Annotated in this window: 17 protein-coding genes; 13 read left to right on the forward strand and 4 right to left on the reverse strand. The window is 60.4% G+C overall.

The features are described 5' to 3' along the window. Positions 1-615: a sulfotransferase family 2 domain-containing protein gene (locus V8J81_RS13780; protein WP_368476327.1), complete on the forward strand. Its 615-nt coding sequence runs from the start codon at positions 1-3 to the stop codon at positions 613-615. Positions 616-635: 20 nt separating this feature from the next. On the opposite strand, the gene mdh is transcribed toward V8J81_RS13780, so the two are convergent. Together mdh and V8J81_RS13790 are read right to left on the reverse strand one after the other, a co-directional pair. Continuing rightward, positions 636-1,598, reverse strand: coding sequence for a malate dehydrogenase (mdh, locus tag V8J81_RS13785; RefSeq protein WP_368476328.1), 963 nt, complete (start codon positions 1,596-1,598; stop codon positions 636-638). Positions 1,599-1,714: 116 nt separating this feature from the next. After that, complete coding sequence (locus V8J81_RS13790; protein WP_368476329.1) at positions 1,715-2,020, reverse strand: hypothetical protein; 306 nt, start codon at positions 2,018-2,020, stop codon at positions 1,715-1,717. Positions 2,021-2,302: 282 nt separating this feature from the next. Here V8J81_RS13790 and V8J81_RS13795 point away from each other — a divergent pair, with 282 nt between their 5' ends. From V8J81_RS13795 to V8J81_RS13845, 11 genes are all read left to right on the forward strand, one after another. After that, complete coding sequence (locus V8J81_RS13795) at positions 2,303-3,160, forward strand: HpcH/HpaI aldolase/citrate lyase family protein (RefSeq protein WP_368476330.1); 858 nt, start codon at positions 2,303-2,305, stop codon at positions 3,158-3,160. Continuing rightward, positions 3,160-3,711, forward strand: coding sequence for an NnrU family protein (locus V8J81_RS13800; RefSeq protein ID WP_368476331.1), 552 nt, complete (start codon positions 3,160-3,162; stop codon positions 3,709-3,711). Before V8J81_RS13795 ends, V8J81_RS13800 begins: the two co-directional genes overlap by 1 nt. Positions 3,712-3,714: 3 nt before the next feature. Then, on the forward strand, positions 3,715-3,918 hold the full coding sequence (locus V8J81_RS13805; protein ID WP_368476332.1) for a DUF1737 domain-containing protein: 204 nt from the start codon (positions 3,715-3,717) through the stop codon (positions 3,916-3,918). Further along, the gene (locus V8J81_RS13810) at positions 3,915-4,934 is read left to right on the forward strand and encodes a MaoC family dehydratase (protein ID WP_368476333.1); all 1,020 of its coding nucleotides are present in this window, start codon (positions 3,915-3,917) and stop codon (positions 4,932-4,934) included. Before V8J81_RS13805 ends, V8J81_RS13810 begins: the two co-directional genes overlap by 4 nt. A 257-nt stretch (positions 4,935-5,191) precedes the next feature. Next, the gene (gene sdhC / locus V8J81_RS13815) at positions 5,192-5,575 is read left to right on the forward strand and encodes a succinate dehydrogenase, cytochrome b556 subunit (RefSeq protein WP_368476334.1); all 384 of its coding nucleotides are present in this window, start codon (positions 5,192-5,194) and stop codon (positions 5,573-5,575) included. Positions 5,576-5,589: 14 nt separating this feature from the next. Then, a complete protein-coding gene (gene sdhD, locus V8J81_RS13820) occupies positions 5,590-5,961 on the forward strand; it encodes a succinate dehydrogenase, hydrophobic membrane anchor protein (RefSeq protein ID WP_368476335.1) in 372 nt (123 codons plus the stop codon). A 12-nt stretch (positions 5,962-5,973) separates the two neighbouring features. After that, a complete protein-coding gene (gene sdhA, locus V8J81_RS13825) occupies positions 5,974-7,794 on the forward strand; it encodes a succinate dehydrogenase flavoprotein subunit (RefSeq protein ID WP_368476336.1) in 1,821 nt (606 codons plus the stop codon). Between the two features lie 2 nt (positions 7,795-7,796). After that, positions 7,797-8,081 carry a hypothetical protein gene (locus V8J81_RS13830; protein WP_368476337.1) on the forward strand — a complete coding sequence of 95 codons (285 nt, stop codon included), beginning with the start codon at positions 7,797-7,799 and terminating at the stop codon, positions 8,079-8,081. Beyond that, entirely contained in the window at positions 8,078-8,437 is a 360-nt protein-coding gene (locus tag V8J81_RS13835; protein WP_368476338.1) for a succinate dehydrogenase, read from the forward strand. Before V8J81_RS13830 ends, V8J81_RS13835 begins: the two co-directional genes overlap by 4 nt. 41 nt (positions 8,438-8,478) lie before the next feature. Further along, positions 8,479-9,258: a succinate dehydrogenase iron-sulfur subunit gene (locus V8J81_RS13840; RefSeq protein WP_368476339.1), complete on the forward strand. Its 780-nt coding sequence runs from the start codon at positions 8,479-8,481 to the stop codon at positions 9,256-9,258. A 6-nt stretch (positions 9,259-9,264) separates the two neighbouring features. Next, a complete protein-coding gene (locus tag V8J81_RS13845) occupies positions 9,265-9,909 on the forward strand; it encodes a hypothetical protein (protein ID WP_368476340.1) in 645 nt (214 codons plus the stop codon). Positions 9,910-9,913: 4 nt separating this feature from the next. Here the strand turns inward: V8J81_RS13845 and V8J81_RS13850 are convergent, their stop codons facing one another. Next, positions 9,914-11,050 (reverse strand): Hint domain-containing protein, encoded by a 1,137-nt coding sequence (locus V8J81_RS13850; protein WP_368476341.1) that lies wholly within the window; start codon positions 11,048-11,050, stop codon positions 9,914-9,916. A gap of 196 nt (positions 11,051-11,246) precedes the next feature. Beyond that, entirely contained in the window at positions 11,247-11,942 is a 696-nt protein-coding gene (locus V8J81_RS13855) for a DUF1868 domain-containing protein (protein ID WP_368476342.1), read from the reverse strand. Positions 11,943-11,999: 57 nt separating this feature from the next. On the opposite strand from V8J81_RS13855, the gene V8J81_RS13860 reads away from it, so the two are divergent. After that, a complete protein-coding gene (locus V8J81_RS13860; protein ID WP_368476343.1) occupies positions 12,000-13,127 on the forward strand; it encodes a WD40/YVTN/BNR-like repeat-containing protein in 1,128 nt (375 codons plus the stop codon). Positions 13,128-13,151: the final 24 nt, after the last annotated feature.

Raw genomic sequence — 13,151 nt, forward strand, 5'->3', positions numbered from 1 at the left:
ATGCCCCTTGCCCGGATCGGCGACAGGATCCTTTTCTTCGCGCACATCCCCAAAACCGGGGGCTCGAGTGTCGAGACCTATCTCGACCAAAAAGGGGCTGTCGCACTGCGCTTCAAACGTCGCATGGGGTGGTCCGAGACGACTGCGCAGCATATGGAGGCGCGGATTCACACGCGCCTTGTGCCCGACGGGTTCTTTGATGCCAGTTTCGCCGTCCTTCGCGACCCGGTCGCCCGTATGGTCAGCGAATACCGCTACCGCAGGGATCGCTACGAACGACAACGCGATTTCCCGGCCTGGGTGCGGGCCGCATTCGATGCTTATGGACGCGACCAGTACGTGTTCGACAATCACATCCGACCGCAGACCGAATATCTGCGGCCCGGAATGGTCTTGTTCAGGCTTGAGGCCGGGATGGACGCGGTTTGCGATTGGATAGATGCGGAAACCGGAACACCGCCAGCCTCACGCGACATCTGGGAAAAGAAATCTGCCACCGAAAAGGTGGCCGTCCCGGACGATCTGAGGGATGAAATTATCAAGTTCTATGAGGCGGACTATGCCGTCATGGACCGGATGATAGAAAACGGCCGGGCGCTGGACCCGGCCGCTTGAATATCGCTTGAAACTGTGGCTCAGGCCAGCGTTTCGTCGATCTGCTTGCAGGCGTCGACCAGGCCTTTGACGGCCTCAACGGACGCATCGAACATCGCTTGCTCGTCCTTGTTCAACTTTACGTCGACCACACGCTCAATGCCGCCCTTGCCGATCACTGTCGGCACACCCACGTACATGCCCTTCAGACCGAACTGCCCATCGCAGTAGGCCGCACACGGCAGAACGCGCTTTTGGTCTTTCAGGTAAGCTTCGGCCATTTCGATCGCCGAAGTGGCAGGGGCGTAGAAGGCTGAGCCCGTCTTGAGCAGGCCCACGATCTCAGCGCCGCCATCACGGGTGCGCTGCACGATCTCGTCCAGCTTTTCCTTGCTGGTCCAGCCCATCTCCACCAAATCCGGCAGCGGGATACCGGCAACGGTCGAATACCGAACCGACGGAACCATCGTGTCGCCATGGCCGCCAAGAACGAACGCGGTGACGTCTTTCATGGAAACGTCGAACTCTTCGGCAAGGAAGTGGCGGAAACGCGCGCTGTCCAGAACGCCTGCCATACCGCAGACTTTCTCATGCGGTAGGCCGCTGAACTCACGCAAAGCCCAAACCATCGCATCAAGCGGGTTGGTGATGCAGATGACAAAGGCATCGGGCGCGTTATCGCGGATGCCTTCGCCCACGGCTTTCATGACTTTCAGGTTGATGCCCAGCAGGTCGTCGCGCGACATGCCCGGTTTGCGCGGCACGCCGGCGGTGACGATGCAGACGTCCGCGCCCGCGATGTCGGCGTAGTCGTTGGTGCCCTTCATTTTGGCGTCAAACTTCTCGGACGGGCCGGATTCGGCGATGTCGAGTGCTTTGCCCTGCGGCACGCCTTCGGCAATGTCGAACAGGACGACGTCGCCCAATTCCTTCAGTGCCGCAAGGTGGGCAAGGGTGCCCCCGATCTGTCCCGCGCCGATAAGCGCAATCTTGGGTCTGGCCATATCTCTGGTCCTCGGTCCGGTGATTTGTCGGGCGGAGGGGTAGCCCCAGCCCGCCCCCGGCGCAAGGGTGCTGCGGCGCGGCGGATGGCCTCAACCGGAGCGCGAGTGCCTCCGGCTTACAGGTCTTCACCCGCTGCGACCGGGTCCATCGTTGCAAAATGCTGGCCCGCCGCCATCAGGCACGTCATGCCATTGGGCGAAGTTACCGTGATCGTCCAAGTCCCTGTTTCCTCTGAAACAAATACCTCCACGATGCGGTTTTGATGCGCTAGCCCCATGCCGCGCACCTCTTCGCCATAGCGGCCCGTCAACTCATTCACGACCATCTCGCGTTGGCCGCAAAGCATGTTCTGAGCCTCGGCAGGCAGAGCCACAAATGTGATCAACCCGGCGAAAGCAATGGATGCGATTCTTTTCATCATGTCGTCAGTCCCGTGTCAGGGGCGCGACGGATTGCAGGCCAAAGCAAAAGCAATTCGGCGCCCGGTTCCTCATGGAACGACCTCCGAATGGGCAAGGCTCTTGGGGCCTTTGATGGAACCAGCATTGCATCGAAACGGTTAATTTCCGGTGAAGTCTCGCAAAAATGTTGAAAATCGGCACGAAATATTGTTGCGCAACATTCTGCATTGCAGCAAGACACTTGCGCTTGCAGCGTGAATATGGTCCCTCAGAGGAAACGACAGCAAGGATTCCACCTCGCCATGACCCGCCCCTATCGCTCCGTGCTCTACATTCCCGCCTCGCGCGCCCGCGCAATGGAAAAGGCCAAGACGCTGCCTGTCGACGCGATCATCTTCGATCTCGAAGACGCCGTCGCAGTGGATGAGAAGGCGAATGCACGCGACCTATTAAAGAACACGCTTTTGGATGGCGGCTATGACAATCGCGCGCAAATCGTGCGGATCAACGGCCTTGATACCGATTGGGGCAAAGACGACCTCGCCACAATCGCCGCGGCCAAGCCGCAGGCCGTACTGCTGCCCAAAGTAAACAAGGCGGCGGATGTCGAAGCCCTCGCAGCCCTTCTCGATGCCGACCCAAACACAGCCGTCACCCAGATCTGGGCCATGATGGAAACGCCCGAGGGCATCCTGAACGCGGCTGAAATCGCCGCCGCCCCGCGTATGGCGGGGTTCGTAATGGGAACGAACGACCTTGCCAAAGACCTGAACGCACGCACGCGCGAGGCGATGCTGACTTCCCTCCAACTCTGTCTTCTCGCTGCCCGCGCCCACGGCCTTGCCTGCATCGACGGGGTCTACAACGCTTTCCGCGATGAAGAAGGATTGGCACTGGAATGCGCGCAAGGCCGCGACTTCGGGTTTGACGGCAAAACACTCATCCACCCTGCACAAGTCGCCACCGCCAACGCAATCTTCGCCCCAAGCGCCGAGGAAATTGACCTCGCCCGCCGCCAGATCGAAGCGTTTGAAGAGGCAGAAGCGCGCGGCGAAGGCGTCGCTGTCGTGGACGGCAAGATCGTCGAAAACCTACACATTGAAACCGCGCGAGCGACGCTGGCCAAGGCCGATGCAATCGCTGCGACGGAGGCCGCGTAATGGGCTGGGTCCTGCTAATCGCAGGCGTCCTGCTCTGGTCAGGCGCGCATCTGTGGAAACGTGTTGCCCCAGCGTCTCGCGAGCGTTTTGGTGATGCCGGCAAAGGCATCGTTGCCGGGCTTCTTGTCTTGTCCATCGTGCTGATGGTCTTCGGCTACAAAAACGCCGATGGCCCGGTCTGGTGGGGCCGGTCCGCGGCTTTGGTTGGAATCAACAACCTTCTGATGGTGTTCGCCTTCTACCTTTTCGCCGCCTCGGGTGCGAAAACGCGCATCACCCGCATCATCAAGAACCCGCAACTGACAGCCTTCAAGGTTTGGGCCTTCGCGCACTTGTTGGTGAACGGTGATCTGGCTTCCTTTGTCCTGTTCGGTGGCCTGCTGGCCTGGGCAGTGGTTGAGGTCATCACCCTCAAACGCGCCGGTGTCCCGTGGGAACCGCCACATCCCGTACCTGTCAAGAAAGAGGTCTCTGCCATTGTCGCAACGATCGTCGTGACGGCGGTAGTTATGGCCATCCACTATTGGCTCGGCGTCACCCCCTGGGGATAAACGATGAAAATCTACCGTTTGCTGACCGAGGATGACACCTCGGCCTTCTGCCACAAAGTGTCCGAAGCCCTTTCCAAAGGGTGGGAGCTTCACGGCGATCCAACCATGACATTCGACGCGGCGCGCGGCGTTGTGCGCTGCGGGCAGGCTGTCACCAAGGACATCGAAACACCCTACGCACCAGACATGAAGCTGGGACAACAATGAGCAGCACGAAAACCAACCCCGGCTATTTCTTTGAGGATTACCACGTCGGCCAGATCCTCAACCACGCCACGCCGCGCACGCTTCACGATGGCGATGTGGCGATGTATCAGGCGCTCTACGGCCCTCGCTTCGCGATGCAAAGCGCCCGCACATTCGGTGCGTTCGTGGCCCTTGATGACCTGATCACCTTCCACGCTGTGTTTGGTAAAACGGTGCCCGATATCTCACTGAACGCGGTAGCCAATCTGGGCTATGCCGAAGGGCGGTTCCTCGCCCGTGCCCAATCGGGTGACACGATCCATTCAGTGTCCGAAGTGATCGGCTTGAAGGAGAATTCCAACGAAAAAACCGGCATCGTGTGGGTCCGCACACACGGCTATGCCAACGGCGACCGGCCAGTGCTCGAATATGTCCGCTGGGTCATGGTCCGCAAACGCGACACCTCTGCCCCCGCGCCGGAAACGGTAGTGCCTGACCTCGCCAAAGCCGTCGAGGCAGAGGATTTGCAGGTTCCAGAGGGCCTCGATTGGTCGAATTATGATTTCGCCATGGCCGGAGAGCCGCACCGCTGGGGCGACTACGAGGTGGGCGAGATCATTGACCACGTCGATGGCGTGACCCTGACAGACCCTGAGCATATGATGGCCACCCGCCTTTGGCAGAACACGGCCAAGGTGCATTTCGACGTCACCGCGCGCCCCGATGGCAAGCGCCTGATTTATGGCGGCCACATCATCTCTATGGCCCGCGCGCTCAGCTTCAATGGCCTCGCCAATGCGCAACTGATTGCGGGCATCAACGCAGGCGCCCACGCCAACCCTGCCATGGCGGGTGACACGGTTTACGCGTGGTCCGAGGTTCTGGATAAGGCCGAAACGACCAACCCCCACGTTGGCGCGTTGCGCCTGCGTCTGGTCGCGACCAAGGTCAATGCAGGTGAACTGCGCGGAGAGGATGGCAAGTATCTGCCGGATGTTCTCCTCGATCTCGATTACTGGGTACTCATTCCACGCTGAGCCGAAAAAACTTCAGTTTTTCCAAAGGATTTCTACAGATATCCCGGTGGAAGCCCCAATTTCACTCTCGGCATTCAATTTTGTGATCACACTGCCTTCAAGTGTGATCACGCTCCAGCATTCTGCGGCGTTAAGCCCCATAATTCACCGCATTTTCAACAGCTGCTCGCGTGACAGTTGCGTGAAACTTGCTATTGATATGGCAACGACCGGCTTCAAGCCAGACCTGACGGCACACCCAAAGGGGGACTCCAGCCATGGCCGATGTGAACCGAGGCAATCGCCCGCTTTCACCGCATTTGACGATCTATCGTCCGCAACTGAACTCCATCACCTCGATCCTCGTGCGGATCACGGGAAACGCGATGCTGGTCGCGGCAATCCTTGTTGTCTGGTGGATGATGGCCGCCGCCTCTGGCCCGGATTATTTCGCCACGATCGACGGTATCGTCACATCTTTCTTCGGCGACCTGATCATGACGCTATCAGTTCTTGGCCTTTGGTATCACGCGCTTGGCGGCGTGCGGCACCTGATCTGGGATGCAGGTTACGGTCTCGATGTCGACACGGCCGACAAAATGGGCTGGGGCATGATCATCGGTTCCGTCGCGCTCACCTTCCTGACACTTATCGCGATCTGAGGGGGCACACGCATATGGCATTCGTAACCGACCGCAAACGTGTCACTGGTTTGGGCGCTGCGCGCTCCGGCACTGGCCACCACTGGACAATGACGGTCACTTCCGTCGCACTCCTGATCCTGACGCCCTTCTTCCTCGGCATCATCGGTTCGGCCCTCGGGTCCGAGCATGCAGATGTCGTGGCCACGTTGTCGCGCCCCATTCCCGCTCTGGTCGTTGCGGCCTACCTCATCGTAGGAAGCCACCACCTGCGGCTGGGTATGCAGACACTGATCGAGGATTACACCCGCGACCTGACGCGCAAAGCCGCCATCGTCGCAACCACGATTCTGAGCTACGGCATCGCGCTCGGCGGCCTTGTGGCGCTTGTTCAAATCGCTCTCTGAGAGGCATTTCAGATGAAAGATACCATCTCCCCGGCCTATGATGTCACCCACCACACCTACGACGTTGTCGTTGTTGGGGCAGGCGGCTCCGGGCTTCGTGCAACGCTTGGCATGGCCGAACAGGGCCTCAAAACCGCGTGCATCTCCAAGGTGTTCCCGACCCGCTCGCACACAGTGGCGGCGCAAGGCGGCATCGCGGCCTCGCTTGGCAACATGGGGCCAGACCACTGGCACTGGCACATGTACGACACAGTGAAGGGGTCGGACTGGCTCGGCGACACCGACGCGATGGAATACCTTGCACGCGAGGCGCCCAAGGCCGTGTATGAGCTGGAGCATTACGGTGTTCCCTTCTCCCGCACGGAAGAGGGCACGATCTACCAGCGCCCCTTCGGCGGCCACACCACCGAATTCGGCGAAGGCCCGCCCGTGCAGCGCACCTGCGCCGCCGCCGACCGCACCGGCCACGCGATCCTGCACACGCTGTACGGCCAGTCGCTCAAGAACGACGCAGAATTCTACATCGAATACTTCGCCACCGATCTTCTTATGGACGATGACGGCCAGTGCGTCGGCGTCGTGGCCTGGAAGCTCGACGACGGCACCATGCACGTCTTCCATGCCAAAATGACCGTTCTGGCCACTGGCGGCTATGGCCGCGCCTATTTCTCGGCTACGTCCGCCCACACCTGCACCGGTGATGGTGGTGGAATGGTCGCGCGCGCGGGCCTGCCGCTGCAGGATATGGAATTCGTGCAATTCCACCCCACCGGCATCTATGGCTCCGGCTGCCTGATCACCGAAGGTGCCCGCGGCGAAGGCGGTTACCTGACGAATTCCGAAGGCGAGCGGTTCATGGAACGCTATGCGCCGACCTACAAAGACCTCGCCTCCCGCGATGTGGTTTCGCGCTGCATGACCATGGAAATCCGCGAAGGCCGTGGCGTGGGGCCGGATGGCGACCACATCCACCTGCACCTCAACCACCTGCCACCCGAAACGCTTGCCGAACGCCTGCCGGGCATCTCCGAATCCGCACGCATCTTTGCGGGCGTCGATCTCACGAAAGAACCGATCCCGGTTCTGCCCACGGTCCACTACAACATGGGCGGCATCCCCACGAACTACTGGGGCGAGGTGCTGAACCCGACCAAGAAAGACCCCGACGCGATCGTGCCTGGCCTGATGGCCGTGGGCGAGGCGGGCTGTGCCTCCGTGCACGGCGCGAACCGGCTTGGGTCCAACAGCCTGATCGACCTCGTTGTCTTCGGCCGCGCAGCTGCGATCAAGGCCGGCGAAGTGGTGGACCCGAACTCGGCGACACCCAAAGCTAGCCAAGCCGCCATCGACAAGGCGCTCAGCCGCTTCGATGCCGTCCGCTACGCGGATGGGGGCACCCCCACCGCCGAGCTGCGGCTTGAGATGCAGAAGACCATGCAGGCCGATGCCGCCGTTTTCCGCACTGATAAGACGCTCGCGGAAGGCTTGGAGAAGATGACCAACGTCGCCGGCAAACTCGACGACATCGCCGTCACCGACCGCTCGCTCGTCTGGAACTCTGACCTGATGGAGACGCTGGAGTTGGGCAACCTCATGCCCAACGCTCTGGCCACCATCGCGGGCGCCGAAGCGCGCAAGGAATCCCGAGGCGCCCACGCACATGAGGATTATCCGGACCGCGACGACAACGATTGGCGCGTGCACACCATCAGCCGCGTGGATGGCAACAAGATCGACCTCGAATATCGCCCCGTCCACCTGAACCCTCTGATGGGCCACAACGAAGGCGGCATCGATTTGGATAAGATCAAGCCGAAGGCGCGGGTCTATTGATCATGCGCCTCGCCACCACGCTGCCTGTTTGCTCGGTCACCGCCACACCAGTATGGGCGCAGATGATACTCGACGACATAAACAGCATCATCGTTGAGGAAAACGCCAACCATGGCCTGCATGTGGCATTAGCGCATATGCTTGCAGATTGCTTTACCGACAACATGACGGAGGCCGAAGCGGAAACGATTATGGCGGCAGACGGACATCAAGCGCGACAGGATGCTGTTGCTTCCATGGCTGGCTACGATGCGGCCATGGAATGCACTGCGGCAGCTTTCCAATGACGCGCGCATTTCTCCTTTTCCCCGCGTTGATCGCCTTGTCGGCATGTGTCGGTGGTTTCCAGGACGCCGCCGACCAGATCGCGCGCGAACAGGCCCGCACCTATGTGAACCAGGAGGTCGAGCGCCGCTTCCCCGGCGTCGATGCAACCGTTGTAACCGATTGCGTCATAAACAACGCCTCTGCGCAGGAAATCATCACGATCGCAGGCGGCATCGCGCTTGGAAATACTGAGGCAGCCTCCAGCACCGTAGGCGACATCCTCGCCCGCCCCGCCACGATCCAATGCACCGCATCCGGCGCACTCAGCCCATTGGTAGGTGGCGGCCAGAACATCCTTCAGGGGCTGCTGCAATGACACGCGCCCGCATCCGAATGACCCGAGTGGAGACCTAGATCATGGTTGAACTGACCCTCCCGAAGAATTCCCGCATCCGCACGGGCAAGACCTGGCCCAAGCCCGAAGGTGCCACCAACGTGCGTAAGTTCCAGATCTACCGCTGGAACCCTGATGATGGTGAGAATCCCCGCGTCGACACCTATTTCGTCGACATGGACACCTGCGGCCCGATGGTTCTGGACGCGCTCATCAAGATCAAGAATGAGATCGACCCGACCCTTACGTTCCGCCGCTCCTGTCGCGAAGGGATCTGCGGATCGTGTGCGATGAATATCGACGGCATCAATACGCTCGCCTGCATCTACGGCATGGACGAGGTGAAGGGCGACGTAAAGATCTACCCCCTGCCCCACATGCCCGTCGTGAAGGACCTGATCCCCGACCTGACCCATTTCTACGCTCAGCACGCCTCCATCATGCCGTGGCTGGAGACCAAGACAAAACGCCCCGAAAAGGAATGGCGCCAGTCCATCGAGGATCGCAAGAAACTCGATGGACTCTATGAATGCGTGATGTGCGCATCCTGCTCCACCTCCTGCCCGTCCTACTGGTGGAACGGCGACCGCTACCTCGGGCCAGCCGCCCTCCTGCACGCCTACCGCTGGATCATCGACAGCCGCGATGAAGCGACGGGTGAGCGTCTGGATGAGCTAGAAGACCCCTTCAAGCTCTACCGTTGCCACACGATCATGAACTGCACCAAAACCTGCCCCAAAGGCCTGAACCCGGCCGAGGCGATTGCATCGATCAAGAGGATGATGGTCGAACGGCAGCTCTGACAACCGATGACTGCTGCCACAGGCGCAGTCCTGTTTACGCTTCTTTGGCTTGTCCTCGCGCTCGTTTGCGGTGGGCTCTGGACGGGTTTCGCCATCCGCGGACTGATCCGCATGACCAAGGGCAAAGGCGGCCCTTGGGCCTCGGCCATGGCGCAACTCTCGGTCGTCGCCATGCTCGTAGGCCTTCTGCGGTTCGGCCCGACATGGGGCATCGGCGCGGTCCTTTTCCCGCCTGCGCTCTTGCTATTCCTGCCGGGCATTGCGGAGCTATCCATAACGCCCCAAATCGCGCTTTACGCCCTGCCGATAACAGCCGCCGTGCTTGCGCTGAGCCTCTGGCACCCGATCACGCGCCTTTTCTCCGTGATGCTCACCTGCGCAACCCTTGTGATCTCAACCCTTGTCGCGGGTGAGGCCATATCCGCGCGCGCCATGTGCCAAACCGCTGCCGGACAGAACCTCACGAACGTCACCCGCCATCCCTTCTGGTGGTCGATCCACAACACCGGATACGACTTCCAGTTCCAGCTTCACGGGCTGGCCACACGCGGCGAAGACCAGTTCGCGTGGAGCTATTCGGAAATGGATTGGTACCCCCTGCCCGACACGATCTGGCCCAACATTACCTCCGGTGAACCAGCCTGCGAGTAGGTGATCAGGCCGAGGCGCTTTGTTGAGCTCCCCCGGCAATCAACGGTTTGTTGTTTATCCTGTGCCGCTGCACCAACTTGCGCATCCTCTTGCCCTTTTCGGGTATGGGACGAGCCGGATGCCCCGCAAATGAGGCCTCTCCGATTCTAGGGAAGAGTGTTAGCAACTCCTCCCGCGCTTCGGTCGATACAGCCTTCAGAGCTTCAGGACCTGTATAAAGGCTTTCGGTCGGCATGCCGTTGGACCAGACAACCTCATGCGTCTCAAGCAGGAAATGCCAGTATTGTGCGCCGTCCGCGATCTCCTGCCGCACCTCCACCCCATCAAGCGGCAGAAGCTTGATTGCTGGGATCAGCACTTCCTTTGCGCCAAACATCCTCATCGCCACAGCAGAGGACACGAGAACGCGGTGCTGAGGTGAGACGACAAGGTCCGTTGAGGGGAAACCGGCGCCCAATGCATCGGAGCGGATCAGGATCGGCCTGAGCTTTGGGTTGGACGCCAACTGCTCGGGCGTGACGGCGCACGATCCGATCCAAAGGATTGGTTTGAATGCATCGTCGACAGTTCGAACCTGGTCACCGACCCGTAGGTCCTCGACGCGCACTGCACCGCGTTCGGTATCAATTAATGTGCCAGCCGCAAAGCAGATGACATCCTCGAAGTCGCCGCTCGAATTGGTTGGCCCCGTTACCGCCTGACCCATGGTGATGGTATTCGTACCGGGATCGTTCCATGCCGCCGCAATTGCTGCGGTATTGACGGTCATCCCGTTGAACAATTCCAGCGGCTCCAACGGACCATTGGTGGTCTTGACGCCCCAAAACGAAATCGTGCCGTCCGGGTTAATCTCCAGACGGACGATGGGCTCACCGTTCGTATTGCCTTGTTGCCAAATTTCCTGAGTGTTGACGGCATAAAGGTCGCCATCGGCAAACCGCACGGTTTGACCCGCCGTGCCACTGCTTTGGAATTCCGCCTCATTCGGGGCGCCTGCAGGCCCGCCGACGAAAAGCTGAACGCCGTTGACCTGAATGTTGAAGCTGTTGTCGAGGCTATCAAAATCGATCACCACGCCAGTGCCAGGCGTCGTATCGGTGTAGGTCGCGGTGCTACCGTTTGAAGTGGAAAAACTTGGCATATCCTGTGTCTCTTCAGTCTTTAGTGCAGGACGCGCGGTGCACCGCAAAGGCATTGGACGGCAGCGCGATTCTGTGAGCAGTGGATCTAGTTGCCAATTGCGTCAGAAATAAGCAGGAAACGCGCGCGCGTCCGACTGAAAGATCTTGGGATTTAGGACTTAAATTCGCGCATCTCCGCCGGCGCTCGCGGGCAGATCACCTCAATCCCACCAACTCCTCGAAGCGAGTCATATCCGCGAACCGGCAGAAGGCAGGTGGCCTGAGCGGAACGACCGGTGCTTTCGCAACCAAATCTGCTTGAATCCGCGCAAGCCCCTCTTTCCATACCGGAACCAAATCATCCGACAGCCAATCCAACGAATAGGCAAAGGTCATGTGAAAGCCATATCTGTCATGCTCCCCCTGCCGATAGCCAAAGGCCTCTGACAGTGCCTCCCGCCAATCGCGCGCGACCGCCTCATCGGCCTCTGTCGCTCCGCACAACTCCAGCCCGCCGGGCCGGACCTTTGCCACCCGCACGGCAAATTCACCCGGCCCCTCGAATCCGTCCAGCCGCACGCATATCTCGCGCGTTACATCCTCAACCGGTGCATCCGGGTCCATCCACGCGGGCCATGCATCCGCCACACGCCGATTGTCCAGCACGCCATCAAAGATCGTCATGTGCAGGCTCTCGACCGGCGTAAACAAGAACCGCTCCGCCCCCGGTAACGCCATCATTGCCGACCGCGCAGCCAAAACCACCTGCCCTGGCTGCGCATCCAAATCCAAATGTCGCACAACCGTATTTCCCGGATCAGGCAGAAACCCGTCACGATCATAACGTTGGCCCAACCGCCGTGGAGGCCCGGAATGCGCGCTTTCTGCGAACGCCTCGACTGTATCATCCATGACGCCACCCAAGACCAAATGCGCGCAATGTGCTACCCTCAAAACGGGAGGAGGGCCATGGCAAACTCAACTCAAACAATTCTGATCGGAACCACCAAAGGTGCCTTCCTGCTGCGCCAAGGCCCCGATGGCTGGCGTGCAACGGGACCCCATTGCAATGGCTGGCGCATTGCTCACGTCGTCTCTGACGGCTCCAATATCTATGCAGGCGGCGGTGATGAGTGGTCGGGCGCGGGTATCTATCGCTCCTCCGACCATGGAGAGACCTGGAGCTTTTCCAAACTGACTTCCGGCAAAATGGATGAATGGGCCGCGGGCGACCCTGATTTCGCTGCGATGATCAACTGGGACGCGACGCCGCCGCCCTTTGGCGACAGCTTCAGCGCTGTATGGTCCCTCCACGCCGCCCACGGCCTCGTTTACGCCGGTACCAATCCCGCGCAACTCCTGATCTCCAACGATTGCGGCGCGACATGGCAGCAAAACGAAGCAATCGCCGCTTTCGAAGGGCGCGATCAATGGAACCCAGGCGCGGCGGGTCTTGTGCTGCACACCATCGTTACCTCGCCCGAGGACCCGCGGAAACTCTGGCTTGCAGTCTCCGCCGCCGGGGTCTTCGCATCCGAGGATGGCGGGGCCAGTTTCGAGCGCCGCAACCGCTTGTCCAACGCTGAGGCTTGCGAAGGCCACATCCACCCCGCCGCCCCTGCAAATGGCGATACCGGCCTTTGCGTGCATAACATGCAACGCGCACCGGGCGATCTGCTTTACCAGCAAAACCACCACGGCGTCTGGCGCTCCAATGACGGAGGTCGCCATTGGGACGACATCACCGATGGCCTACCGTCGACCTTCGGCTTCCCCCTCGCGCTCGACCCCGAGGATGATCAAACGATCTGGACTTTTCCGCTCAATGGCGACAGCCAAGGCCGCTTTCCGCCCGACGCGAAAGCAGCCGTCTGGCGCTCAACTGATGGCGGGGCATCATGGCAGGCCCAACGCAATGGCCTCCCTCAAGCTGCCTGGTTCACTGTCCTACGTCAGGCCATGGCCGCCACGCCCAGCCATGTTGCGTTCGGCACCAACACTGGCTCGGTCTTCCTGACCCGAGACAGGGGCGAAAGCTGGGTTGAAGTCGCCCGCCACCTCCCGACGATCCTCTCCGTTGAGATGGCTGCGCTCTAGCCCATTCCACCCTGACACCCTACG

It is taken from the genome of Gymnodinialimonas sp. 202GB13-11 (assembly GCF_040932485.1).
Lineage (GTDB): Bacteria > Pseudomonadota > Alphaproteobacteria > Rhodobacterales > Rhodobacteraceae > Gymnodinialimonas > Gymnodinialimonas hymeniacidonis.